Raw genomic sequence first — 24,821 nt, forward strand, 5'->3', positions numbered from 1 at the left:
GCGGGAGGTCGGACCTACGCGGCGCCATCGTTGCGGCGGCGCGAACGGCGGATGAGGATCAGGCCGGCGGTGCCCGCGAGACCCGCGGCAATGGCCGATCCGACGCCGAAGGCGGAGCTGTCAGTGGCGGGAGAGGTCGGGTCGGCCGCTCCGCCACCGCCGGCGCCGACGGGCCCGTGCGGGGGCTTGTGGTGCGGCGGCTTGCCGTGGTGGCCGCCGTCGCCGTTGCCGCCCGTGGTCGGCGGGTGGGTCGGCGGCTTGGTGGGCGGGGTCACGCACTCGACCCGGAACACCTTGCTCTTCTTGGCGCCCTGCTGGCCCTCCCAGGTCCACTCGACCTTGTACATGCCGTCGGGGAGCGTCATGTCGGCGGTGTAGCCGTCGCCGTTCTGGTCCAGGATGATGCTCCCCGACTTCACGGCTCCGTTGTTCCCCGGCTGGTTGAAGATCTGCCAGTCGACGTCCTGGAGGCCGTCGAAGTTGAAGGCGGCGATGTGGAACTCGCAGACCTTGGGGTCGTTGCTCGGGTCGGGCTCGACCGTGCCCTTCTCATGGATCTTGATGTCGCCGTTGTCGCCGGGCGCGGCGAATGCCGAGGGCGCGCCCGCGAGGGCGGCGGAGCTGATCACGAGCGCGGTGGCGGCGGTGGTGAGCAGCGGACGGAGCGCCGGAACGGTCATGCGGGATTCCTCCAGTCGGTCAGATATCGGATCTCTCGGGCCGATAATCTGACTATTGGTCACCACATGGCCACGGAGCGCGACACCGTGCCGTGCCACCCTCCGACTTCCACCCGTCCGGCCCTCGGCGCCCCCCGTCGAGCCCCGTCCAGCCACGTCCCGTCCAGCCCCGTCCAGCCCCGTTCAGCCCCGTCCGGGCCGCAAGGGCCGTTTCCCGACCGGCCCAAAAGGGCCCTGCGGGGCCCCCAAGGGACCCTCCGGGGCCCTGCGGGGCCCTGAAGGTCAGGTCGCGGGACTAGACGATCCCGAACAGGACGCCCGCGGCGAGCACCACCAGCGAGGTCAACGCGGCCCACTTCACCGTGAACCTGGTGTGGTCGCCGAACTCCACCTTCGCCATGCCGACGAGCACGTACACGGCCGGGACCAGCGGGCTCGACATGTGCAGCGCCTGGCCGACCAGGGAGGCCCTGGCGATCTCCAGCGGGGAGACGCCGTGCGCCGCGCCCGCCTCGGCGAGCACCGGCAGGACGCCGAAGTAGAAGCCGTCGTTGGACATGAAGTACGTGAGCGGCAGGCTGAGCACGCCCGTGACCAGGGCCATGTGCGGACCCATGCCCTCGGGGATGGCGCCGACCAGCCAGTCGGCCATGTGCTTGACCATGCCCGTGCCGGTGAGCACACCGGTGAAGACGGCGGCGGCGAAGACCATGCCCGCCACGTTGAGGACGTTGTCGGCGTGGGCGGCGAGCCGGGCCTTCTGGTCGGCCGGCTTCGGGAAGTTCACGGTGAGCGCGAGCGCGGCTCCGAGCAGGAACAGCACCGGGATCGGCAGCAGCTCCATAATCATCGCGGTGAGCAGGGCGACGGTGAGGCCCGCGTTGAACCAGTACAGCCTGGGGCGCAGCGTCTCGCGGCGCGGGTCGAGCCCCTGGAAGCCGCCGCCCGCGGTGCCGTCCGCGTTCCCCGCCGCGTCCCCCTCCGCAACCGCGGCGCCGGAGCCGCCGCCCGCCCCGCTCGCGGCGCCGCCCGTAGCACCCTTGCCCGTACCCGCGGCCCCGCCCTTGCCCGTACCCGCAGCCTTGCCCTCGCCCGTACCCTCGCCGCCTTCGGCGGTGCCGCCGCCGGCCGTGACCAGGACGGTCTCGGTCCGCGGCGCGAGCACGTCGTCCAGGCTGAGGTAGCCGATGCGCTTGCGCTCGCGCCGGCCCAGGACGTACGCGAGGACGAAGACGAAGAGCAGTCCGACGCCGAGCGCCGGGATCATCGGAACGAAGATGTCGCCCGCGTCCAGCTTGAGCGCCGTGGCCGCGCGGGCCGTCGGGCCGCCCCAGGGAAGGGTGTTCATGACACCGTTGGCGGTGGCGGCGACGCCGGTCATGACGACGAGGCTCATGCCGAGCCGCTTGTAGAGCGGGTACATCGCCGAGACCGTGATCATGAAGGTGGTCGAGCCGTCGCCGTCCAGCGAGACGATCGCGGCGAGCACCGCCGTACCGACCACCACGCGCACGGGATCGGCCTTGCAGAAGCGCAGGATGGCGCGGACGATCGGGTCGAAGAGACCGACGTCGATCATCACGCCGAAGTAGACGATCGCGAACATCAGCATCGCGGCCGTGGGCGCCAGCTTGCCGACGCCCTCGATGACGTAGTCACCCAGCTGCGCCCCTTGGCCGACGGCGACGCAGAACAACGCGGGAATGAGCACGAGCGCCGCGATCGGCGACATCTTCTTCATCATGATCAGGACCAGGAAGGTCGCGATCATGGCGAAGCCGAGGATGGTCAGCATGGGAAGGACACCTCACGTTCACCCTTGAACTCCCGCCAGAGCGGCGGTGCGGATGACGGTAGGTGGGGCCGTCACGCGTTAACAAGACGTTGACGCGTGAGCAATACGAGCAAAACCCCAGGTCACAGCATGGGTGTCGCGGCGGGTCCGACCTGGACGGGGAAGCCGTTGAGTACGGCGGTGCCCGACAGCGGGTCGAGCAGCGAGCCGTCGAGCAGCTGGTTGACGTTGACTCCGGGGCTGCCCGCGGCGACGCCGAGCCGGGTGCCGGGACGGTCGTGGCCCCAGCCGTGCGGCAGGCTCACGACACCCGGGCGCACGGCGTCGGTGATCTCCACCTCGGCCTCCAGCTCACCGCCCTCTCCCTTGACGAGGGCGGAGCCGCCGGCGGTGAGGCCGAGCCTCGCCGCGTCCTCCGGGTGGACCTGGAGGGTGCAGCGGTTGGAACCGCCGGTCAGGGCCGGGATGTTGTGCAGCCAGCTGTTGTTGGAGCGCAGGTGGCGCCGTCCGACGAGCCGGAGGATGCCACGCTCGGCCGCGGAGTCGGAGTCGGTGTCGCAGTCGAGGGCCGCGCGCAGCCTCGGCAGATCGGCGGCGATCGGCGCGGGCAGCAGCTCGATCCGCCCGCTGCGGGTCTTGAGCAGGCCGGGCAGCCGCGGCTGGAGGGGCCCGAGGTCGATGCCGTGGGGCGCGGCGCGCAGCGCGTCGAGGGTGAGGCCGTGGGAGCGCCCGTACGGACCGAGGCGCAGCATCAGGTCCAGGCGCCGCTCGGGCCCGGTGGCTCCGGTGAGGCGCGCGGCCACGTCCTTGGGGTCCTCGCCGTGCACGGGCGAGTGCTCCTGCGCGACGGCCTTGGCGAGCATGCCGTCGACGGCCAGGTCGTCCACGGCGGACGGCGGAGCACCGTGCATCCCGGAGACGGCGAGGATCAGCCGGGCGTGGATCTCGCACTCGTCCATGCGTCCGGCGGCGAGCGGTACGGCGGCCGGTGTGTAGCGGACCTGGTTGCGCACGGCGAACTGGTTGAAGGCGAAGTCGAAGTGCGCGCTCTGCGAGGGCGGCGGCGGGGGCAGGACGACGTCGGCGTGCCGGGTGGTCTCGTTGAGGTACGGGTCGACGGCGACCATGAAGTCGAGCGAGTCCAGGGCGGCGTCGAGGCGGCGGCCGTCGGGCGCGGACAGAACGGGGTTGGCGGCTACGGTGATCACCGCCCGGATCCGCCCCTCCCCCGGTGTGTCGATCTCCTCGGCGAGGGCTGACAGCGGCAGTTCGCCCTTGGCCTCGGGGTGGCCGGAGACCCGGCTGGTCCAGCGGCCGAGCGCGAAGCCCTTCCCGGGGCCGGCGGGCCGGGGCGCGGGAGCGGTCGCGGACAGCGGGAAGAGGGCGCCGCCGGGCCGGTCGAGGTTGCCGGTGAGGACGTTGAGGACGTCGACGAGCCAGTTCCCGAGCGTGCCGTACGCGACGGTGGACGAGCCCATCCGTCCGTACACGGCGGCGGTGGGCGCGGCGGCGAGTTCGCGGGCGGTGGTACGGATGGTTTCGGCGTCGAGGTCGCAGGCGGCGGCCACCGCCTCGGGGCTGAACTCCCGTACGGCCTCGCGGACCTCGTCGACGCCTTCGACGTGCGACGCGAGCGCGCCCAGGTCCGTGAGTCCCTCGGCGAAGAGGGTGTGGACGAGGGCGGCGAGGAAGAGGGCGTCGGCGCCGGGGCGGATGGCGAGGTGACGGTCGGCGAGCCGGGCGGTGCGGGTGCGCCGCGGATCGACGACGGTGAGGGTGCCGCCGCGGCGGCGCAGCGCCTTGAGCCGCCCGGGGAAGTCGGGGGCGGTGCACAGGCTTCCGTTGGAGTCCAGCGGGTTGGCGCCGAGCATCAGCAGGTGGTCGGTGCGGTCGAGGTCGGGCACGGGGACGGCGAAGGCGTCGCCGAAGAGCAGTCCGCTGGAGACGTGCTTGGGCATCTGGTCCACCGTGGAGGCGGTGAAGAGGCTGCGGCTGCGCAGGGCGCCGATGAGGAGCGGCGGGTAGAGGGCGCCGGCGACGGTGTGGGCGTTGGGGTTGCCGAGGACGACGCCGACGGCGTGCGGTCCGTGTTCGTCGACCAGCGGGCGGATCCGGGCGGCGATGAGGTCGAAGGCCTCGGCCCAGTCGGCCTCCCGCAGTGTCCCGTTCTCGCGGACGAGCGGCCGGGCGAGCCGGTCGGGGTCGGCGTCGATCGCGGGGAACGAGGCGCCCTTCGGACAGACGAAACCCTGGCTGAATATGTCGTCCCGGTCGCCGCGCGCGGCGGTGACCCGGTCGCCGTCGAGCGTGAGGGTCAGCCCGCAGGTCGCTTCGCACAGGGGGCAGATGCGCAGGGCGGTGGACATGGAGGTCTCCCTGGAGCGGCGGCAACGACGGTGGCGCGCGGGCAAGCGCGAGCATACCGACCAGTAGGGAGGTCCGACAGACCCTGCGTCGGCCGGCCGGCAGACGGTCCGGCAGGGCGGCCTTCCCGGGCGGGCGGCGGGGGCGGTCACGCGCGAACGGCGAGGAGGGGAATGGCCGGGAGGGGCGGCCAGGGGCGGAGGGCCAGAGGGAACGGCCAGGCGGCGGACGGCCAGGGGGCGCAGGGCCGGGAGGGGAACGGCCAGGAGCGGACGGACAGGCCGAGGGCCAGAAGGGGAACGGCCGCGAGGCGGACGGCCAGGAGCGGACAGCCAGGAGGCGACGGCCCGGAGCGGAACAGCAAGGCGAGGAGCGGCCAGGGGAGGAACAGCGAGAAGAGGGAACGCTCAGGCCAGGGACGGGCCGAGGTACGCGTGGAGCAGCTCGCGGGTCTCGGCGACGAGGGCCGGGTCGCCGGCCGGGTCGGTGCGGAAGGCGAGCCGGAGCAGGGCGTCCGTGGCCTCGACGCAGACGAGGACCTTGCGCAGCAGGGTTTCGTCGACGGGGCGGCCGAGCGGCGCTGCCAGCAGCCCGCAGAGCCGGTCGGCGACGCGGAGGTTGGGGTCCTCGTCCCCCGTGGCCTCGCCGGGCGCCGCGGCCGGGATCCCGAAGTCGACCAGGCCGAAGCCGGGCACGGTCCGTTTCATGGTGATGTACGCGTCGAGCACGGTGTCGATGACGGCGAAGGCGTCGGCGGCCGGCAGCGCGGCGAGCCCGGCGGTGATGCGGGCGGCGTAGCTGTCGAGGTTGCGGTGGGCGAGGGCGGCGGCCATGGCCCGCTTGTTGCCGAAGAAGCGGTAGACGGAGCCGATGGGGACACCGGCCCGCGCGGCGACGGCCCGGGTGCTCAGCTGCTCGTAGCCGGTCTCGTCGAGGAGTTCGGCGCAGGCGTCGAGGATGCGGGCGAGGCGTTCGGCGCTGCGCTGCTGGACGGGGGCGCGGCGGAGCGCGGGCGTGGGGCCCGCGGCGGGCGCGGCTTTCGGGGCCCGCACCGGCTCCGGAGTCTGCGAGGGCTTCGGGACCGGCGCCGGCTCCGGGGTCTGCGAGGGCTTCGAGGCCTGCGAGGGCTTCGGGGTGGGCTGGGGCACGGGGACCATCATGCCGCTCCTGCCGTGGTCAGGCGATCAGCAGGCCGATTCCGCCGAGGGTGTACGCGATCATCAGGACGAACAGCGGGAGTTGGCCGGCGACGGCCCGCGCGGGAGGGAAGAGGCGGACCGAGCGGTCGTGCGCGGCGACGACGCCGAGGACGTGACCGGTGATGATCGCGGCGACCTGGAGGGTGGCGAGGCCGCCGGCACCCAGGGGCGGGGCGGGCGCGGAGGCGTTGTCAGTGCCGGCTGCCATGATGGCTGTGCGTGTCCCTTCGGTGACGAAGAGTGTGAAGTAGTGGGCGACGAGATAGCCGAGGGCGATGGGCAGCAGCGAGTGGGCGAAGGAGGTGAGCGGGGTGGTGAGTTCGCGGTCGACCAGCCGGAGGCTGCCGGCGCACAGCCCGTAGAGCGCGGCGACGAGGACGACGGCACCGAGCAGCCCGAGGGTCGCGGTGGGTGTGCGGCCGAGGGGTGAGGTCTGGAGGAGGGTGATCCATCGGGGGTTGTCGGAGAAGCCGTCGTAGGCGGTGGAGCCGAGGAGGACGCAGACGGTGGCGACGAGGCCGGGCATGGGCGGCGTGGCGTCGAGGCCGTTGAAGGGCGAGCGGAGGACGAGTCGGCCGTCGGCGCGGCGGCCGAGCGGGGAGAGCCGGGCGAGGAGGGAGGAGTAGACCTCGAAGGGGTCTGCGTGGGCGAACCACGCGGGGCCGTGGCGGGCGGCCCCGAGCAGGTGGACCGCGGTGTGGGCACCAAGCACCGCCAGGAGAACGGGGGTTGAGGTGTTGTCGGGGGCGACCAGCTCCAGCCAGGTGAAGAGGAGCAGCCCGGCGGCCGCGGGCCGGATGCCGAGCCGGGCGGGCAGCGGCCGGGGCGGCCGCGGGGCGGGGAGCAGGCCGTGCAGGGCGCGGAGCGGGTTGACCAGGCGCCAGACGGGGCCGAGGAGAAGGGAGGCGGGGACGAGTCCGACCCAGAGCAGGACGTAGACGGCGCCGGGTGCGGGGTTGTGGTCCGGGTCGTCGGGACCGAGGAGGAGGTGCAGGACGAGGACGAGCGCGGCGGCGGCTCCGAGCATCCGCAGGGCGGTGCGGGTGGCGGGCGCGTCGGCGAGGCGCTGGACGGGCGCGGGCAGCGGGCGGCCGGCCAGCTCGCCGCGGAAGCGGGAGGAGGACCAGAGCAGGCCGAGGGCGAGGAAGGAGACGAAGAGCGCGGCGAACGCGCCGGCATAGGCGTAGAAGGGCGAGAGGGGCAGGTCGTGCTGGGCGCCCACGCCATGGGCGAGTGGCAGGGACAGGGGCGCGGGCGCGGTGGGTGCCGTCACCGGACGACGAGTTGGGTCAGCACGAGTCCGGACTCGTGGGTCTCCACCTCGAACAGACCGGTGCGGTCGACCGTGAGCGTCAGGGTGGCGGTGCGGCCTGTGGTGAGCGGGAGTTCGCGGTCGTAGCCGTGAACGTGCAGGGTGTCCGCGCGATCGGCTGTCACCTGGAGGGTGACGCGCTCGCCCTTCTTCAACTCGATTCGGGAAGGCGGTGGTTGTACGGAGTTTCCGGTGATGGTGATGGTGACGGTACGGCCCTGGGGTGCCGGCTTCGGCATCGGCTTCGGCGACTGCGTCGGCGTCTGTGTCGAGTTCGGCACGGTCGTGGGAGCGGGCGGCGCGGGCTGGGTCGCTCCCGCGGAGGTTCCGGCGGCGAGGCGGACGGTGGCCTCGACGGGACGGCCGGCGACGGCCCAGGCGGTGTGGTCGTCGGCGTGCAGCCGGACGGTGAGGGTGCGGGCACCGGCCGGGACATGGGCCCAGGGGCCGTAGGCGCGGGCGGTCTCACGGCCGTCGACGAGGAGCCGGGCGTGGCCGCGCCCGGGGAGGGCGGCGCCGCCGGTGCTCTCGGGAGTGAAGCGGAACCTCTCCACCACGAGGTGGACGTTCCAGCCGCCCTCGCTGTCGGGGCGGGCCTCCAGTCGCACGGCCGGCGCCCCGGCGGCGGGCACCTCGCGGAGGCGGTGCCCGGTGCTGTCGCGGGCCTCGAGGAGGGTGCCGTTGCCGCCGGTCGCCTCCTGGTGGCTGGTGCCGGGCTTGTGGTGGGTGGCGGGGCGCCCACCACAGCCGGCGAGCAGCGCCGCGCCGACGGCGAGCGCGAGCACGGCACCGGCCGGGCGGCGCCGCGCGGGACGCCAGGCGCGGCGGAACCCGCGGCGCGGCCGAGCGTCGGTGGCGACGGGCTGACGTGAGGGGGCGGGGGCGGCGGGCGGACGTGAAGGGGCGGAGGTGGCGGGCGGACGTGAAGGGGCGGAGGCGGCGGCCGCAAGCCGAACGCCGGTGGCGACGGGCGCAGGCGGAGGGGCGCTCTCGGCGGCCGGAGCCGGAGCCGAGGGAGCGGCGGCCGGAGCCGGAGCCGAGCGAGCGGCGAGCTGAACCCGGGCGGCCACGGCGAACGAGGCCGGAGCCGAGCGAGCGGCGGTCGGAGCCGGGGCGGCCACGGCCAACGGGGCAGGAGCCGAGCAAGCGGCGGTCGGAGCCGGGGCGGCCACGGCCAACGAGGCCGGAGCCGAGCAAGCGGCGGGCAGAGCCGAGGCGGCCCCAGCGACCTGGGCCGGAGTCGCGGGAGCAGAGACCAGGACCTTGGCGATCACGGCGACTTCAGCCGCAGCAGTGGGAGCGGCGGGCGGGGTCGGGGCGGGCGGCAGCCCAGCCGCAGGCGTCGGGAAGGGGCGGGCGGTCACGCGGCACCGCCCGCGGGGCCGGAGGGGGTGGAGGGGTCAGAAGGGGTCGAGGGGGTGGGGAGGGGGGCGGGGGCGGGGGGAAGGGTGGGGGTCGGGCGGCGGGTGCCTGCGGCGATCACGGCCCACAGCACCCAGACCACCGCGAGCAGGCCTCGTATCCAGGCCGGGCTCAGGGGGATCCAGGGGATCATCAGGACCGCCTTGTCGAAGGCGTCGAGGAGGGTGAGGGCGCCGAGGGTGATCGTGGTCCAGGCGAAGAAGCGGCGGTGCGGGCGCAGGGCGATGCCGAGCGCGGTCCACCACAGGCCGGTGAGGAGCAGTGCGAGGGCCGGGAGGACGGTCGGGGTGAGGGCGAGGGTGGAGGCGGTGACGTCGAGGGCCAGGCCGAGCAGTCCGAGGAGGGTGGCCGCACCCGCGAGGCGGCTGCCGCGGAGCCGGCGCCACCACAGGATGGTGCCGACGAGGGCGAGGACGGCGGCGGTGCCGAGGGTGAGCTGGGTCTCGACGCGCTGGATGCCGCGTGCGCCGTACCAGTCGCAGCCGGCGGGCAGGCGGCGGGCCTGGACGTTGTAGTCGGCGCAGACGAGGAGTTGGGCGAGCTTCACGGGTTCGCCGACGAGGCGGCGGGTGTCGCCCGAGACGTCGCCGCGGCGGGGGCCGCAGCCGGGCAGGGCGTAGGGGGTGCCGGCGCCGGTGCCGGGCTGCCAGCAGTTGCCGCTGCCCTGGCCGTCCCACCACACGTCGGTGCGGTTGGGGCGGATGTTGCCGGCGCGGTCGACGCCCAGGTGGTTGGCGGCGTAGCGGTTGTGGTGGGAGGTGTCGGTCTGCTTGCCCCAGGCGGATTCGCCGCGGATGAACGCGGGGACGGCGCTGAGGAAGAAGGCGGCGCGCTGGTGGCCGTAGATCCAGTTGTTCTCGTAGAGGTTCCAGTTGCCGCCGGCGGTGATGATGCCGGTGCCGGGCGGCATGGAGATCTGCGGGCAGACGACGCCTTGTTCGTAGCCGCGTTCGGCGGGCGGTTTGGCGCAGGTGCCGTCGGCGACGTACGGGTAGTAGTTCTGGTTGTTGTCGTGGATGAGGTTCCGCTCGAAGCGGGCGTGGTTCTGCGGGAGTCCGGGGTGACCGGGGAAGGCGGAGTCCATGGAGGCGCCGCCCATGTTGTGGTCGAGCTCGTTGTCGTGGACCCACACGGAGTCTCCGGCGGTGCCGCTGTAGCCGACCATGTTGTGGTGGCTGCGGCAGCCGGTGATCTCGATGGAGTAGCGGGGGACGTCGTAGCCGCGGCCGTCGTTGATGTCCGAGGCCGAGCCGGGGTAGATGCCGGAGTCGCCGTTGCCGTAGGACTCGCAGTTCTTGTAGAGGCCGTGGTCGGAGGCGAAGGTGAGGAAGCCGTACTCGTCGTTCCAGCGGGTGAGGACGTCGTCGATGACGAAGCCGTCGGCGGCGAGGACGTAGAGCGAGTTGAACGTGGTGCGCTGGGCGGTGAAGTTGCGGAAGTAGACGCCGTCGGACCCGTCGGCGCGGATGGCGTTGAGTTTGGTGTACCTGGCGTCGATGACGACGTCGAGCCGGGAGGCGCCGGTGCCTTCGATCTGGAGGTTCTTCTTGCCGAGGATCGCGACGAGGTTCTGGTTGTGGGGGCACTGCTTCTGCTGCTCGTAGCTGAGGATCTGGTAGCCGAAGGAGGATTTCGGTGCCTTGAGCGTGGCGCAGGCGCCGGTGGGCGCGGGCTGTGAGGGCTCTTCCTCGTAGAGGCCGGGCAGGATCGCGATGGTCATGCCGGGCCGGTCGACGGCGTCGACGGCCTGCTGGAGGTGGCGGTAGCCCTGGCGGCGGCAGCGGTCGAAGAGGGTGAGGTTGCGGGCTTTCAGTCCGGCGGGGAAGGCGGCGGTCCGTCGTCGGAAGTCGGCGGGGTCGTTCTTGCACACGAGCAGATCGGGCTCGCCGGTGCGCAGCGTGGGGACGCTGCCGGAGCCGTCGGGGAAGGTGACGGGCCGCTCCTCGTGCGCCTGGGCGGCGGGGGCGGTGACGAGGGCGGTGGCGAGGGCCGCGAGCACGGCCGAGAGCGCGAGAACGAACCTTCGGGTCCACGACATGCGCGTGAGAGTAGAGCATTGTTCATCTTTGGGAACCCCCCGTGCACGCACCTCGTCCAAGGAGCCCGGCGGCCATCCGGGGAAAGGCGGGGAAGGGCCCGGAAAGTCCCCGTTGACGCGAGCGGGAGCGGAATCCTACGGTCATGCATAGGATTGTTGTGAGCGTCAGGACAGGAGCACGCGATGAACGCGGAACAGGCGAGGAAGACGGCCGAAGCGCTGACCTACAGCACGGGGTTCGGCAACGAGCACAGCTCCGAGGCCGTCCCCGGTGCCCTCCCGGAGGGCCGGAACTCGCCGCAGCGGGCGCCGCTCGGGCTGTACGCGGAGCAGCTGAGCGGCAGCGCGTTCACCGAGCCCCGGGCGCACAACCGGCGCTCGTGGCTGTACCGGATCCGGCCCTCGGCCGCGCATCCGCCGTTCACCCGGATCGACAACGGCGCCGTGCGGTCCGCGCCCTTCACCGAGACGGTGCCGGACCCGAACCGGCTGCGCTGGAACCCGCTGCCGGACCCGGCGCCCGGTACGGACTGGCTGGCGGGCCTGTGGACGCTGGGCGGCAACGGCGACGCGACCCAGCGGGCCGGCATGGCCGTGCACCTCTACCACGCCAACGCCTCCATGGAGCGGGTCTTCAGCGACGCCGACGGCGAGCTGCTGATCGTGCCCGAGCGCGGCGGGCTGCTGCTGCGCACCGAGCTGGGCGACCTCGCGGCCGGTCCCGGCGAGGTCGCGCTGATCCCGCGCGGCGTGCGCTTCCGCGTCGAGCTCCTCGACGAGACGGCCCGCGGTTACGTCTGCGAGAACTACGGCGCCCCGTTCCAGCTGCCCGACCTCGGTCCGATCGGTGCCAACGGTCTGGCCAACGCCCGTGACTTCCGTGCGCCGGTCGCCGCGTACGAGGACGTCGAGGGCCCGGTGGAGGTGGTCAACAAGTACTGCGGCAACCTGTGGGCGGCGACGTACACCCACTCGCCGCTGGACGTCGCCGCCTGGCACGGCAACCACACTCCGTACGTCTACGACCTGCGCCGTTTCAACGTCATCGGGACGATCTCCTACGACCACCCGGATCCGTCGATCTTCACGGTGCTGACCTCGCCGTCCGACACCCCGGGGCTCGCGGGCGTCGACTTCGTCGTCTTCGCGCCGCGCTGGCTGGTCGGCGAGGACACCTTCCGGCCGCCGTACTTCCACCGCAACGTGATGAGCGAGTACATGGGCCTGATCGAGGGCGCGTACGACGCCAAGGCGGAGGGCTTCGTGCCGGGCGGCGGCTCGCTGCACAACATGATGTCCGCGCACGGCCCCGACCGGGAGACCTTCGACAGGGCCAGCGCCGCCGAGCTGAAGCCGCAGAAGATCGACGACGGCCTGGCCTTCATGTTCGAGACCCGTTGGCCGGTCACCGCCACCGCCCAGGCGGCCGGTGCCGACCACCTGCAGCGCGGCTACGACGACGTATGGCAGGGTCTTGAGCGCCACTTCCGGCCGTGAACACCCGTAACATCCGGCCGGGTGTCCCGTAGTCGTCGTACGGAGAGAACCGTGACCGCCTTCGCTCCCGACTCGCTGGTCCTGAACCGGAAGCTGCCGCTCTGGTACCAGGTCTCGCAGTCGCTGCGCGCCTCCATACTGGGCCGCACCCCTGACGCCTCGCTGCGGCTGCCCACCGAGGAGCAGCTCGCGGCGCACTACGGCGTGAGCGTGCTGACCATGCGCCAGGCCCTCAAGGAGCTGGAGGAGGAGGGCCTGATCAGCAGGCACCGGCGGCGCGGCACCTTCATCGAACCGGGCGCCCGGCGCTCCACCCCGCGCCGGCTGCTCGGCTCGATCGACGCGATCGTGGCCCAGCAGTCCGGCGAGCGGACGACCGTGCTCGGCCACGGCACCGAGCCGGTGCCCGGCGAGCTGGCCGAGCACTTCCCCGGCAGCTCGGAGGTCGCGGTCTTCCGGCGGCTCCGCGCGGACGGCGAGAGCGGCGAGCCCACGAACTGGGCGGAGAACGCGGTGCTGCCGGAGATCGCCGCCGGCATCGACCCGGCCGATCTGGAGCGCTGGCCGATGACGAAGGTGCTCCGCGACGTCGTCGGGGTCCGGATCAGCCGGATCACCGACACCGTCGAGGCCCGCCTAGCGGACCCGGAGACCGCGCAGCTGCTCCAGGTCCCGCTGCTCTCGCCGATCCTGCACTACACGGGCGTGACGTACGACGAGGACGGCCGGGTCGTGGACGTGGCCCGGATCCGTTACCGGGGCGACCGGTTCTCCTTCACGGTGACGGTGGAGGCACAGTGACGCCGGCTCGTGGTCACGGCGGAGGCGCGGTGACGCGGACCTCTGGCGTGGTGCCGGCTGCGGCGAGTCTGTCGCGGTCACGTTGCGGGCGCGGGGACGCGGACCACGGGCACGGTGGAGGCGCGGCGGGCCCGTCGCGGCCATGGTGAAGGCACGGTGACGCGGACCAGGGTCACGGTGGAGGCACGGTGACGCCGGTGGACCCGTGGAGGCGCACGGAGCGCCCTCGTTAGCATGCGGGGCGTGACGGAAGACGCGGCGATCGTGGACCTGCCCCTCCTTGACGACCTCATGCCGTGGTCCGTGGCGCCGTTGCGGCTCGGGCGGTCCTGGATCGTCGCGCCGGATCCGCGCACGCTGCGGGCGCGGTGGGAGCGGCTGGCGGCGGCGGAAGGCGCGGAGCGCGAGGCGCTGTTCCGGCCGAGCCGGGCGCGGACGCCGGCGAGCTCGGTGGCCGCTCTGCCCGGGCAGCGGACGGCGACGGTGCGGCTGTCGCGGGAGCCGGGCCCCTGTCCCGAGCCGGTGCGGCTCGCACACGGCCCGTTCGACGAGCAGTGGCTGCTGCCGGACCACCGGCTGATCGACTCCGCGCGGCCCGAGCTGTGGCGGGTGGCCGACGGGCACCAGTTGTTCGCGGTCGAGCAGGGTCATGTGCCGGGCGCGGGCGGACCCGCGCTGCTGGTGACGGCCGCGCTGCCGGACGGCCGCTCCCCCGCGGGCCGTCCGGGCCGGATCCGCCCGCTGTTCCGCCGCCCGGGCGGCCTGGAGCCGAATCTGGCGCCGGGTCTGCGGGAGTTCCTCGGTGGGCGGTACGGCTGTGAGGTGGCCGCGGCGGACGTGCTCGCGTGGGCCGTGGCGGCGGCGCTGCCCTCCGCCGCCGGCTGCCGGGTGCCGCTGCCCGTGGACCCGGAGGTGTGGGCGGCGGGCGTGGCGCTCGGCCGTGAGCTGATCGAGGTGCAGTTGCGCGGGGCCCGCGGCGGGGCGCGGCCGCGGCTTCCGGGTGGCCGCAGGCCGTACGTACGGGCGGCGGTGCCGGCCCGGCCGTCCGTGCTCGCGTACGACCCGGTGGAGGAGGTGCTGTCCCTGGACGAGGGCCGCGTCTCCCCCGTGCCGGCCGGGGCGTGGGAGTTCGAAGTCGTCGGGGTGCGGATGCTGGAGCAGTGGTTCGCGCACCGGACCGCGCCGGCCGAGCCGGGGAGCCTGGAGGCGATCGGTCCTGCGGCGTGGCCGCAGGAGTGGACCTCGGAGCTGCTGGAGCTGATCACGGTCCTGGCGCTGCTCGCCGGCCGCGAGCCGGAGCGGTCGGCGCTGGCCGGGCGCGCGGTGGCGGAAGGGGTGACCGGGGCCGGGCTGCGGGCGGCCGGGGTGCTGCCCGTGCCGGACGGAGCGCGCCGCCCGGCGTCCGTGCTCGGCCACCAGGAGGAAGGGCCGGAGGGCCAGTTCGCCCTGCTGTGACTGGGCGCTGCGCTCCAGGGCAGGACCCGGTCGCTTCCCGGGCTCGACCGGCTCGACCGGCCACGCAAGAGCTCGAACGGACCAGACCGGCCACGGCAAAGCTCACCCTGGTTCGACCGGCCACGACAGAGCCCGAACGGACCCGAACGGCCACGACAGAGCCCGACTGGGCTCAACCAGCCACGACAGAGCTCGACCGGGCGCTCCCGGGCTCGACGGGCTCGACCGGGCGCTCCTCGCCGCTCCCGGCCCCGGCCCCCGGCCCGCTCAGGCCTTCACGAAGGAGTCGAGGACCCGGTCGACGGTGCGGGTGAAGACCTCCTCCGCGTCGGGCGGCGGGGCGGCGGCGGTGAAGACGGCCGTCAGGTGGGGGTAGGCGCCGGTGGCGAGCCGGCTCGCCAGGTAGGCCTGGCGTACGGCCTGTTCCTGCTCCTCCGACCACGGCAGGGAGCGGGCGCGTTCGGCGAGGGCGAGTTCGTTGGCCACGATCGTCATCACGGTGCCGTTGATCGTGGCGATCAGTTCCATCTTGGTGCCGCCGGGCAGGTCGAGCCCGTCCAGGCACTCCAGGCAGTGCTCGAGGAAGCGCAGGGCGTTGGGCCCGAAGGCGTATCCGGTGGTCATCAGCCGGATCACCCAGGGGTGGCGGTGCAGGATCCCGCGGGCCTGGCGGGCGACGGCCGTCATGTCGGCGCGCCAGTCGCCGCTCGACCCGCCGAGTTCGTACTCGCCGCTGGCCCGGTCGACCATCAGCTCGTACAGGTCCTCCTTGCGCGGCACGTAGTTGTACAGGGACATCGTGCCGCAGCCGAGTTCGGCGGCGATCCGTCGCATGGAGACCGCGTCGATGCCGTCGGCGTCGGCGATGCGGACGGCCGCGTCCGTGATGTCCTCCCGGCGGTAGGCCGGTTTCGGGCCGCGGCCCGTGCGCTCGGGGCGCGCCCAGATCACTTCGGGTTCGGCCGCTCGGCCTGCCATCGCTCATCACCTCGCCGCACATCGTAATGACGCAGTCGGTTACGTACACCGTACGTAATGCGCTAGGGTCACCGCATGACGACAACTACGTACGCTGTACTTAGTGAGGGCCTGTGCAAGCGCTACGGCGAGGTCCGCGCGCTGCGCGGGCTCGACCTCGCCGTGCCCGAAGGCACGGTCTGCGGGGTGCTCGGCCCCAACGGTGCCGGGAAGACGACGGCGGTCCGGGTGCTCACCACACTGGTGTCGCCCGACTCCGGCAGCGCGCGGGTCGCCGGGCGCGACGTGGTCCGCGACCCGGCGGGGGTGCGCGAGCGGATCGCGGTCACGGGGCAGTACGCCTCCGTCGACGGCGACCTCACCGGCGCGGAGAACCTGCGGCTCTTCGCCCGGCTGCTGCGCGCCCCGCGCTCCCGCGCCGACGAACTCCTCGAGCGCTTCGGCCTCGCCGAGGCCTCCGGCCGGCCCGCCCGCACCTACTCGGGCGGCATGCGCCGGCGCCTCGACCTGGCCGCGAGCCTGATCGTCCCGCCGAGCGTGCTGTTCCTCGACGAGCCGACCACCGGACTCGACCCGCACAGCCGGAACGGGATCTGGGACGCCGTACGGGGGTTGGCGTCCCAGGGCACGACCGTGCTGCTCACCACCCAGTACCTGGAGGAGGCCGACCGGCTCGCCGACGAGATCGTCCTCGTCGACGGGGGCCGCGCCGCCCACCGGGGCACGCCGGCCGAGCTCAAGGCGCGGATGGGCAGCTACGCCGAGGTCGTGGTGGCCGAACCGGCGCCGCTCGAGGCGGCCGCGGCCGTGCTCGACCGGCTCACCGGCTCGCTGCCCTCGCTGGACCCCGAGCGCCGCACGGTCGGCGCGGTCACCACCGACCCGACGCTGACCCTGCCCCGGCTCGTCCGGGAGATCGACGCGGCCGGCGTCCCCATCCTGGACGCGTCGCTGCGCCCGCCCACCCTCGACGAGGTGTTCCTGCGCCTCACCGACCGCAAGGAGCTCGCCGCATGAGCGCTCTCGTCCACGACGGCACCGCGATCCTCGGCCGCCATCTGCTGCGGATCCGGCACGCCCCGGCGATCACGGTCATGACGCAGACCATGCCGGTGGTCTTCCTGCTCTTCTTCGGGTACGTCCTCGGCGGCGCGCTCGCCATGCCGGGCGCGGACTACCGGGCCTTCCTGGTGCCGGGAATGCTGGTGGCGACGGCCGCGAACGGCGTCATGACCGGGATGTTCCAGGCCGCACAGGACACCCACCGCGGAGTGATGGACCGGCTGCGCACGATGCCGGTGAGCCGGGCTGCGGTGCCACTGGGCCAGGCGCTCGCCGACCTGGTCACCAGCGCGGTCGGCATGGTCCCGCTGATGCTGGTCGGCCTGGCGATGGGCTGGCGGATCGAGGGCACGGCCCTGGAGGCCCTCGGCGCCTTCGGACTGCTGCTGCTCTTCCGCTTCGCGGCCACATGGGTGGGCATCCTGCTCGGTCTCGCGTCGAAGAGCGAGGAGGCGGCCGGACAGCTGGGCAGCGCGACCTTCATGCTGCCGCTGCTCTCCAACGCCTACCTCCCGACCGACGGGATGCCGGGCTGGCTGCGGACGGTCGCGGAGTGGAACCCGATCTCGGCGGTGACGACCGCCGTCCGCGAGCTGTTCGGGAACGCGCCGGTGCCGGCCGACGCGGCCTGGCCCGTGACGCACCCGGTGGCCGGGGGACTGCTCTGGTCGCTGGCGCTGATCGCGCTGTGCGCTCCGGCGGCCGTCGGGCGCTACGCCCGCGCCTGAGATCCCGCATCCGCGGGGACCTCGCGCGTACGGGCCTTGCCGGGCACGTGTCCCGCGGGGTGCGGGCCGTACGGGGACGCGGGTAAGGGAAGGCGCCGGACGGGCGGGGACACGTCCGGCGATCGGTCAGGGACGAGCCGTGGGCCGAGCGGGTGCGGGCGGGAGCGGCGCCTCGGGGTGCGCGGGAGCCCGTCCCGGACGGCCTGTCAGCTGTGGTTGCCGAAGAGCGAGCGGCGCAGTCGGCGCAGCGGGGCGAAGAGCGAGACCCGCGCGCTGCGGCTGCGGTGGCCCTGCACGGGCACCTCACGCGTACGCGTCGTCAGTTCCCGCATGAGCAGCGTCGCCTCGGCCGCCTCGCGCTGCGGCACGGCGGGACCGCCGAGCACCGCGAGATGGCGGTCGAGTCGCGAACTCGTCGCGCTGCTCCCGCAGGTGATGGCAGGCACACGCGGCCTGCTGCGCATTGCTATCTGTTCCATGTCACTCCCCACCCGTACGAGGGCACCCGGCCCGGGCAGGTTAACCCTATCGCCCCGCTACGACACCCGTGTATTCCGGCCGCAGGATTCACCGCTCGTGTACGGGGGTTGACGATCACTGTCCGAATCCGTCTGATTCCAGGGTGAGTTGGACAGCGATCGAACACCTGTCGAACCGTCACGAACCATCCTGCACGCGCGGCCCCACCCTGCGGGGCCGCGAGCGGGTGTGATCTCCGCCACCAAAACGCACGGGCCTCCGCTACCGTGGAGTGATGACGGTCATCGCGGGGCGTTACCGGCTGCTCGACGTGCTCGGCGAGGGCGGGATGGGCACCGTCTGGCGCGCCCGGGACGAGGTCCTGGGACGCGAGGTGGCGGTCAAGGAGGTCCGGGCCGGGGCCGGACTCCCGGCGGAGGACCGCGAGCGCCTTTACGCCCGGCTGGAGCGGGAGGCCAGGTCCGCCGCCCGGATCACCCACCGCAACGTCGTCACCGTCTACGACGTGGCCCTGGACGACGACCGCCCGTGGATCGTGATGGAGCTGGTCCCGGGCCTCACGCTGGCCGAGACCCTGGAGGCCGAGGGTCCGATGCCGCCGCGACGGGCGGCGCACATCGGCGCCGAGGTGTGTGCGGCGCTGCGTGCCGCGCACGAGGCGGGAGTGCTGCACCGGGACGTCAAGCCGGCCAACGTCCAGCTCGCCAACGACGGGCGGGTGGTGCTCACCGACTTCGGGATCGCGGCCGTCGAGGGCGTCTCGCCGCTCACCATGACCGGCGAGCTGATCGGCTCGCCCGAGTACCTCGCTCCCGAGCGGGCCCTGGGCCACACGCCGGGTCCCGCGGCGGACCTGTGGTCACTGGGCATCCTCTTGTACGCGGCGGTGGAGGGCGTCTCGCCGTTCCGCCGGGAGACACCGCTCGACACCCTGCGCACGGTGGTGGACGAGGAACCCGCGCCGCCCGCGCACGCGGGCCCGCTGGCGCCGGTGATCGAGGGGCTGCTGCGCAAGGACCCGGAGCAGCGCTCGTCGGCGGCGACCGCGGAGGACCAGCTGCGGCTGATCGGCGCGGGCGGCACGCCGCGCACGGAGCCGCTGCGGGCGGGGCCGTACGCGCCCGTCCCGCCGCGCGGCACGGACGGCGCGGGTGGGCCGGTCGGCCTGGCCGGCGCGGGCGCGCCGGGCGGACCCGGTGGTCCGGCGGGGGCCGGGGCGACCACTCCCCTGCCGGCGCCGGGACCGGGCGACGGGTCCCGGCCGCGCAGGCGTTGGGGGCTGACGGCCGGGATCGCGGCGCTGCTCCTGGTGGCGGGCGGGCTGACGTACGCGGCGCTGCGGGACACCGACTCGAACGAGACACCGACGGTGCCGCCGGTCACGACGAGCGCGCCCACGACGGCGCCGACGGCGGCGCCGACGACGTCCGCGGAGACCACGAGTGCCTCGCCGAGCGCGACGACGACTCCGCCGGTGTCCGTCCTGCTGAACGTACGGGCGGTGCGCGACTCCTACAGCGGGGCGTGCCCGCCGCCGGAGGACGCGGCGCCGTCGTTCACGGCGGCGGTCACGGTGGACCGGACGCCGGCGACCGTGTCGTACCGCTGGGCGACGCAGAGCGGCGAGGGCCAGGACGCGCAGTGGCGGACGCTGGAGTTCCCCGAGGGCGGACCCACCGAGCAGGTGCTGACCCGCACGCAGGCGGAGTACGGGGCGGGCTCGCAGGTGAGCGACCGGATCCGGGTCGAGGTCCGCGAGCCGGTCGCCCGGCAGTCCAACTGGGTGGCGTTCACGGTGACCTGTGAGGAGACGGTCCCGCCGTCGGCCCCGCCGTCGACGGCGACGCCTTCGGAGGGGACCGCCTCCCCTGGTGGTGCCTCGGCCGGAGCCTCCGGCGGTGCGCCGGGCGGATCCGCTACGCCACGGCCCTGAAGGTCGGCAGGTAGCCGCCGGACTGGCCGGACGCGGTCGGGTGGTACGACTCGCCGATGTTGAGCCAGTTGACGCTGTGCAGCCAGGACGAGCTCGAGCAGATCTCGTGGCCGGTGAAGGCGGGGACCACACTGGCGAAGGTGTAGCCGTGGTTGGCGGCGCGCTTGGCGGTGGCCGCGTTGAGGTAGTCGGAGGCGTCGTTGATGGCGCGGCGCTCGTTCTCGCTCAGGCCGGCGATACAGCTGCCGTTGAGCTGGTAGAAGCGCGGGTAACCGAGGACGACCACACGGGCGTTGGCGGCCCTGGATCTGATGGCCGAGTAGACCGAGTCGAGCTTGCCGGGCAGGGTCGAGTCGACGTAGGCCTTGGCCTGATTCACGCGGTTGATGCAGGTCGACTCGGACTGCAGGACGCAGGTGGTCATGACGTCGGCGAAACCGGCGTCGTTGCCGCCGATGGTGATGGAGACCAGGTCGGTGCCGCTGTTGAGCGGTCCGAGCTGATTGGCCGTGACATCACCCGTTCGGGCGCCCGAGCACGCGGTGAAGGCGAAGGACGAGGGGGCGTTGGCGTTCTTCCAGAGGACCGGGTAGGCCTTGGTGGAGCGCTTGCAGTCGCCGCTGGCGCTGTCGTAACTCCCGGCTCCCACACCGGAGGAGTACGAGTCGCCGAGGGCCACGTAGTCCACCGCGGCGCTTTCCGCGGCGTGGGCGACGCCGGCCCCGGTCAGGGCGAGGACGGCACCGAGGAGCAGTGAGGACGAGAACGCCGTAAAACGGGACAGTTTCATGGAACCTCCCTGTAGCAGGATCTCTGCGTTACCAGGTAGTAGCAGTGGATCCGACCCGCCGGAAGTGTTCATGTCAAAAGTGGGAGTGAAACGCTCCTGTCACTCCCTCACGAACCGTCGAGAACAAGCCACTTCGGCCCCACCCGTCACCCGACGGGCCGTCCGCCGCAAAACCCGGTGCGCGCACCGCCCCCGTGGCAGATCATGAGGCCATGTCAGGCACCCCGGACACACCGGCCGATCCACTCCATTCCCTGCCCATCCGACTCAACCTCGATGACGCCGACTCGCCGTCCGACGTCGTCGACGCCCTGTTCCTCGGCCGCTTCGTCAACGGCGAGCAGCCCCACGCACACGGCGCCCGACTGGAACGGGTCAAGCCGTCCGCGACCCTCCTGCCCTCGGACGCCCGGCTGCTGCGCGCCGCGAAGGACGGCGACCGCGGGGCCGTCCTCGCCGAGGGCGAGGGCTGGACGCTGCTCGCCTCGCGCTTCAACTGGGGCGCCCACGTCACCGTCACCGCGACCGACCCCGAACTCGCCAAGAGGGTCCTCAAGGAGGCCACCGACGGGGCCGTGGACGAGCCGGAACCGAGCCCGGACAACGTCACCATGGGCTTCTGGCACCTCTCGCCCCGGCGCGGCCCGGACCGGACCACCCGTCAGATCGGCGCGGCCACCTGGGAGGAGGTCCGCCCCAACTACACGGCACCGGTCGCCGAGCAGATGGACCGGCTGATGGCCCTCACCCCGGACGACATCACCGGCAGGCTGCTGCTGCTCCACGGCCCGCCCGGCACCGGCAAGACCTCCGCGCTGCGCACCCTCGCCCGCTCCTGGCGCGACTGGTGCCAGGTCGACTGCGTCCTCGACCCCGAGCAGCTCTTCGGCGACGTCGGCTACCTGATGGACATCGCGATCGGCGAGGACGACGGGACCGAGGAGGGCCGCTGGCGGCTGCTCCTCCTGGAGGACTGCGACGAGCTGATCCGCGGCGAGGCCAAACACGCGGCGGGCCAGGCGCTGTCCCGGCTGCTCAACCTCACCGACGGGCTCCTCGGCCAAGGCCGCAACGTGCTGGTCGCCGTCACCACCAACGAGGACCTGGAGCGGCTCCACCCCGCCGTGGTGCGGCCCGGCCGCTGCCTGGCCCGGGTCGAGGTGGGACCGCTCAGCCGCGCCGAGGCGGTGACCTGGCTCGGCCGCGAGGACGGCATCGGACGGGACGGAGCCACCCTCGCGGAGCTGTTCGCCCTGCGCCGCGGGACGCCCGCGGCGGGCATGCCGGAGCAGCGCGCGACGAGCCAGGGCATGTACCTGTAGCGCCGCCCGGCGCCTCGGCACCGGGCGTCGGCCCCGGCGGTCACCGCCCGCCGGCCCTGCGCCCGTCGCCACGGCCCGGTGTCCACACGCCCGCCGTCACAACCGACCGGCCGACTCGGCACCGAGGGTCAGCGCCCGGCGTCACCGCCCGGCGTCCGCACTCAGTCGTCGTACGCCGCGCGCAGCGCGTCCTTCACCGCCGCGCCGGCCTCGTCGCGGGTCAGGCCCAGCCGGTGGGCCTCCGTCGCGTAGGCCGCGGCGGCCGTGGCGGCGAGGCGGGAGGCGGCGTCGGAGGCGGCGGCGACGAAGGTGCCGTTGCGGCCCCGGGTCTCGATCACACCGTCCGCCTCCAGGGCCTTGTACGCCTTGGCGACCGTGTTCGCCGCGAGCCCGAGGTCCTCCGCGAGGCCGCGCACCGTCGGAAGCTTGTAGCCGACGGGCAGCTCGCCCGAGCGGGCGCTCTCCGAGATCTGGGCGCGCAGTTGTTCGTACGGAGCGGTGGTGGAACGGGCATCCACGCTGATTCGAAGCGTCACCCGCCCGATTGTGCACCCGGCCCGCCGGAAAATGGGAGGCGGCCGAACGCGGACGCCGCCTAGCGTGCGGTCCCATGACTGTGATCGTCCGCGACGTTCGGCCCGGAGTCCCCGAGGACGCCGAGGCCTACGCCCGGGTCAGGCGCGCCGCCCTGCCCTACATGCTCGCAACCGGCCCGCAGGTGGCCTACGACCTGGCCCATGCCCATCCCGGCGCCCGCACCCGGCCGCTGATCGCCGAGGTCGACGGCGAGGCCGTCGGCACGGCGGAGGTGTCGCTCGCCCACGAGTCCCCCGAGCCGGGGATCGGCGACGTCAACGTCTTCGTCCACCCCGACCACACCGGGCGCGGGGCCGGCACCCTGCTGCTGCGCGCGGCCGAGGAGCACCTGGCGGAGGTGGGCGCGACGACGCTGTACAGCTGGGTCCTCGACGAGCCTCCCTGCGTCGCCTTCGCGGAGAAGCACGGCTACCGGCCGAGCCGTTCCGCGTACTTCCTGCGGCTCGATCTGACCACGGCCGAACTGCCGCCGCTGCAGGCGCCGCCCGCCGGCGTCGAGCTGCGCACGGCGGCCGGCTTCGCCGCCGACCCGCGGCCGCTGTTCGAGCTGGACGGGGTGACCACGGCGGACGAGCCGGGCGACGTGGCCGCGGAGCTGGACGACTACGAGTACTGGCTGGCGTCCACCTGGAACCATCCGCTGCTCGACCGGGAGCTCACCACGGTGGCCCTGGTCGACGGGCGGCCGGTGGCGTTCAGCGCGGCCCGCACCGACGGCCTGGGCCGCTACGGCTCCGCAATGACCGGCACCCACCCCGACCACCGGGGCCGGGGGCTCGCCAAGCTGGTCAAGAACGACTCGCTGCACCGGGCCCGCGCGGCCGGCTGCACGGAGGCGTTCACCGGCAACGACGCGAAGAACGGCCCGATGCTGGCCGTCAACGAGTGGTTCGGCTACGAGATCCGCGCGAAGGAGACCCGTCATGTCCGCAAGCTCGGCTGAGGCGGCGGGCACGGTCGAGATCGTCCTGGTGAAGGCCGGCCGGACGAAGATCCGCTACCCCGCGGAGCGGGTGTCCGACGACGGCGTCCGGCTGACCGTCCGCGCGCCCTGGGCCGCGGAGGGCGTACGGGACTTCGGCTTCGTGCGTTTCGAGCCGGGCGACGTGTTCACGGAGCACTACTGGCGCGACCGCTGGTACGCGGTGAAGGAGGTCCGCTCCGGCGACGGGACGCTCAAGGGCTGGTACTGCGACGTGACGCGGCCCGCCGGCATCGGCGCCGAGGAGGTGGTGGTCGAGGACCTGGATTTGGACCTGTGGGTGTCGGCGGACGGCAGTGAGGTGCTGCGGCTCGACGAGGACGAGTTCGCGGCGAGCGGTCTGGCCGCCTCCGACCCGGAGGCGGCCGAGCGCGCGGTGCTGGCCCTCGACGAGCTGGCCGCCCTGGGCCGGGACGGACTGGTCGGGCTGCTCAGCCGAGGGTGACGGCCGACTCCTCGGTGGCGAGGAAGCCGGGCAGCGGCAGGCCCATCGGGCCCTGGGCGGTGAGCTGCATCAGCGTGGCCTCCACCCGGGCCTCGCCCGGGCGGTAGCCCGGCTCCTTCACGACGGCGCTGTTGGTCCACTCGTGGACCCGGCCGTCGCAGACGGCCCGGGTGCCGCCGATGCCGGCGGAACGGTCGTCCTGGATCAGCGTGGAGCTGACGAAGACGGGCCCGGCGCCGTCGTCCACGCAGCGGTACGAGCCGGAGAGGGTGACCGTGCCGTCCTCGGCGACGGTCCCGTGCGGGGCGACGGACAGGCCGTCGCCCGCTCCGGCGTGGGCGGTCGGGGCGGTGGCGGCGGCGGTGGCCAGCAGGGCGCCTGCGAGGGCGAGGCGAGCGCGCATGGGGGGATCCCTTCGGGGTGGGGGTGCTGCCCGCCAGGCATACCGGATCAAGCCGCCACTTGTCCGAAACTCACCCCATCGGGGGCGAGTTGAGCACTTTGCGGTAATGAATACGGTCGTACGGGCCGGTCCGGCGGCGCTCGGTGACCTCGTAGCCGTACCGCTCGTACATCTTCTGGTTCTCCCACATCATCGCGTTGGTGAGCAGCCGCACCTCCGGCAGGCCGAGTTCGTGCGCCCGCTGCTCGACCCAGGCCATCAGGGTCCGGCCGAGGCCGGTGCCCTGGGCGTCGGGGTGGACGGCGACGGTGTCGAGGCAGAGGTGACCGGCCTCGGGGATCACCACGACGAGACCGGTCACCGGGTCGCCCGCGACGAACACCCTGCCCGCCTCGACGTTGGCCGCGTGGTCCTCCTCCATCGGGGCGGGCACGACGCCGATCCGCTCGATGTAGTGGTGGAAGGCCGCGTCGATCACGGCCTTCACGGCGGGCACGTCGGCCGCGGTGGCGGGGCGGAGCGGAGGGGTCGTCATACG

22 protein-coding genes are annotated in these 24,821 nt (G+C 73.5%); 9 read left to right on the forward strand and 13 right to left on the reverse strand.

Annotated elements, in window-relative coordinates; genetic code table 11:
* Positions 1-14: 14 nt before the first annotated feature.
* From ACFY8W_RS32530 to ACFY8W_RS32560, 7 genes are all read right to left on the reverse strand, one after another.
* Positions 15-680: a hypothetical protein gene (locus ACFY8W_RS32530; protein WP_391113108.1), complete on the reverse strand. Its 666-nt coding sequence runs from the start codon at positions 678-680 to the stop codon at positions 15-17.
* 295 nt (positions 681-975) lie between these two features.
* The gene (locus tag ACFY8W_RS32535) at positions 976-2,475 is read right to left on the reverse strand and encodes a citrate:proton symporter (RefSeq protein ID WP_391113109.1); all 1,500 of its coding nucleotides are present in this window, start codon (positions 2,473-2,475) and stop codon (positions 976-978) included.
* Positions 2,476-2,597: 122 nt separating this feature from the next.
* Positions 2,598-4,841, reverse strand: coding sequence for a molybdopterin-dependent oxidoreductase (locus ACFY8W_RS32540; RefSeq protein ID WP_391113111.1), 2,244 nt, complete (start codon positions 4,839-4,841; stop codon positions 2,598-2,600).
* A 405-nt stretch (positions 4,842-5,246) separates the two neighbouring features.
* Positions 5,247-5,891 carry a TetR family transcriptional regulator gene (locus tag ACFY8W_RS32545; RefSeq protein WP_391113390.1) on the reverse strand — a complete coding sequence of 215 codons (645 nt, stop codon included), beginning with the start codon at positions 5,889-5,891 and terminating at the stop codon, positions 5,247-5,249.
* A 124-nt stretch (positions 5,892-6,015) separates the two neighbouring features.
* The gene (locus ACFY8W_RS32550; protein ID WP_391113115.1) at positions 6,016-7,311 is read right to left on the reverse strand and encodes a hypothetical protein; all 1,296 of its coding nucleotides are present in this window, start codon (positions 7,309-7,311) and stop codon (positions 6,016-6,018) included.
* Positions 7,308-8,135, reverse strand: a complete 828-nt coding sequence (locus ACFY8W_RS32555) for a hypothetical protein (protein ID WP_391113118.1) — start codon at positions 8,133-8,135, stop codon at positions 7,308-7,310. The genes ACFY8W_RS32550 and ACFY8W_RS32555 overlap by 4 nt, the downstream gene beginning before the upstream one ends.
* A 575-nt stretch (positions 8,136-8,710) precedes the next feature.
* The gene (locus tag ACFY8W_RS32560; protein WP_391113121.1) at positions 8,711-10,810 is read right to left on the reverse strand and encodes a right-handed parallel beta-helix repeat-containing protein; all 2,100 of its coding nucleotides are present in this window, start codon (positions 10,808-10,810) and stop codon (positions 8,711-8,713) included.
* A gap of 183 nt (positions 10,811-10,993) precedes the next feature.
* On the opposite strand from ACFY8W_RS32560, the gene hmgA reads away from it, so the two are divergent.
* From hmgA to ACFY8W_RS32575, 3 genes are all read left to right on the forward strand, one after another.
* Positions 10,994-12,307: a homogentisate 1,2-dioxygenase gene (gene hmgA, locus ACFY8W_RS32565; RefSeq protein WP_391113123.1), complete on the forward strand. Its 1,314-nt coding sequence runs from the start codon at positions 10,994-10,996 to the stop codon at positions 12,305-12,307.
* A gap of 51 nt (positions 12,308-12,358) precedes the next feature.
* Positions 12,359-13,108 carry a UTRA domain-containing protein gene (locus tag ACFY8W_RS32570; RefSeq protein ID WP_391113126.1) on the forward strand — a complete coding sequence of 250 codons (750 nt, stop codon included), beginning with the start codon at positions 12,359-12,361 and terminating at the stop codon, positions 13,106-13,108.
* Between the two features lie 234 nt (positions 13,109-13,342).
* A complete protein-coding gene (locus tag ACFY8W_RS32575) occupies positions 13,343-14,563 on the forward strand; it encodes a type ISP restriction/modification enzyme (RefSeq protein WP_391113129.1) in 1,221 nt (406 codons plus the stop codon).
* A gap of 267 nt (positions 14,564-14,830) precedes the next feature.
* Here the strand turns inward: ACFY8W_RS32575 and ACFY8W_RS32580 are convergent, their stop codons facing one another.
* The gene (locus tag ACFY8W_RS32580; RefSeq protein WP_391113131.1) at positions 14,831-15,541 is read right to left on the reverse strand and encodes a TetR/AcrR family transcriptional regulator C-terminal domain-containing protein; all 711 of its coding nucleotides are present in this window, start codon (positions 15,539-15,541) and stop codon (positions 14,831-14,833) included.
* A 75-nt stretch (positions 15,542-15,616) separates the two neighbouring features.
* Between ACFY8W_RS32580 and ACFY8W_RS32585 the strand changes: the two genes are divergently transcribed.
* Both ACFY8W_RS32585 and ACFY8W_RS32590 read left to right on the forward strand, forming a co-directional pair.
* A complete protein-coding gene (locus ACFY8W_RS32585; RefSeq protein ID WP_391113134.1) occupies positions 15,617-16,558 on the forward strand; it encodes an ATP-binding cassette domain-containing protein in 942 nt (313 codons plus the stop codon).
* Positions 16,555-17,331, forward strand: coding sequence for an ABC transporter permease (locus tag ACFY8W_RS32590; protein ID WP_391113136.1), 777 nt, complete (start codon positions 16,555-16,557; stop codon positions 17,329-17,331). The genes ACFY8W_RS32585 and ACFY8W_RS32590 overlap by 4 nt, the downstream gene beginning before the upstream one ends.
* Positions 17,332-17,537: 206 nt before the next feature.
* On the opposite strand, the gene ACFY8W_RS32595 is transcribed toward ACFY8W_RS32590, so the two are convergent.
* Positions 17,538-17,810: a hypothetical protein gene (locus tag ACFY8W_RS32595; RefSeq protein WP_384416307.1), complete on the reverse strand. Its 273-nt coding sequence runs from the start codon at positions 17,808-17,810 to the stop codon at positions 17,538-17,540.
* Between the two features lie 275 nt (positions 17,811-18,085).
* On the opposite strand from ACFY8W_RS32595, the gene ACFY8W_RS32600 reads away from it, so the two are divergent.
* Positions 18,086-19,744, forward strand: coding sequence for a protein kinase (locus ACFY8W_RS32600; protein ID WP_391113140.1), 1,659 nt, complete (start codon positions 18,086-18,088; stop codon positions 19,742-19,744).
* Here ACFY8W_RS32600 and ACFY8W_RS32605 read toward each other — a convergent pair.
* Positions 19,728-20,534, reverse strand: a complete 807-nt coding sequence (locus ACFY8W_RS32605; protein WP_391113143.1) for a GDSL-type esterase/lipase family protein — start codon at positions 20,532-20,534, stop codon at positions 19,728-19,730. The genes ACFY8W_RS32600 and ACFY8W_RS32605 overlap by 17 nt on opposite strands.
* A gap of 212 nt (positions 20,535-20,746) precedes the next feature.
* Between ACFY8W_RS32605 and ACFY8W_RS32610 the strand changes: the two genes are divergently transcribed.
* Positions 20,747-21,856 (forward strand): DUF5925 domain-containing protein, encoded by a 1,110-nt coding sequence (locus ACFY8W_RS32610; RefSeq protein ID WP_391113146.1) that lies wholly within the window; start codon positions 20,747-20,749, stop codon positions 21,854-21,856.
* A gap of 161 nt (positions 21,857-22,017) precedes the next feature.
* On the opposite strand, the gene ACFY8W_RS32615 is transcribed toward ACFY8W_RS32610, so the two are convergent.
* A complete protein-coding gene (locus ACFY8W_RS32615; RefSeq protein WP_391113149.1) occupies positions 22,018-22,392 on the reverse strand; it encodes a GntR family transcriptional regulator in 375 nt (124 codons plus the stop codon).
* A 74-nt stretch (positions 22,393-22,466) separates the two neighbouring features.
* On the opposite strand from ACFY8W_RS32615, the gene ACFY8W_RS32620 reads away from it, so the two are divergent.
* Positions 22,467-23,396: a GNAT family N-acetyltransferase gene (locus ACFY8W_RS32620; protein ID WP_391113152.1), complete on the forward strand. Its 930-nt coding sequence runs from the start codon at positions 22,467-22,469 to the stop codon at positions 23,394-23,396.
* Positions 23,377-23,880 carry a DUF402 domain-containing protein gene (locus tag ACFY8W_RS32625; RefSeq protein WP_391113155.1) on the forward strand — a complete coding sequence of 168 codons (504 nt, stop codon included), beginning with the start codon at positions 23,377-23,379 and terminating at the stop codon, positions 23,878-23,880. Before ACFY8W_RS32620 ends, ACFY8W_RS32625 begins: the two co-directional genes overlap by 20 nt.
* Here the strand turns inward: ACFY8W_RS32625 and ACFY8W_RS32630 are convergent.
* Both ACFY8W_RS32630 and ACFY8W_RS32635 read right to left on the reverse strand, forming a co-directional pair.
* The gene (locus ACFY8W_RS32630) at positions 23,867-24,283 is read right to left on the reverse strand and encodes a DUF6299 family protein (RefSeq protein WP_391113158.1); all 417 of its coding nucleotides are present in this window, start codon (positions 24,281-24,283) and stop codon (positions 23,867-23,869) included. The two genes, ACFY8W_RS32625 and ACFY8W_RS32630, sit on opposite strands and share 14 nt — an antisense overlap.
* 70 nt (positions 24,284-24,353) lie before the next feature.
* Positions 24,354-24,818 carry a GNAT family N-acetyltransferase gene (locus tag ACFY8W_RS32635; protein ID WP_391113161.1) on the reverse strand — a complete coding sequence of 155 codons (465 nt, stop codon included), beginning with the start codon at positions 24,816-24,818 and terminating at the stop codon, positions 24,354-24,356.
* Positions 24,819-24,821: the final 3 nt, after the last annotated feature.

Source organism: Streptomyces sp. NPDC012637, assembly GCF_042954805.1.
In the GTDB taxonomy this organism is placed as follows: domain Bacteria; phylum Actinomycetota; class Actinomycetes; order Streptomycetales; family Streptomycetaceae; genus Streptomyces.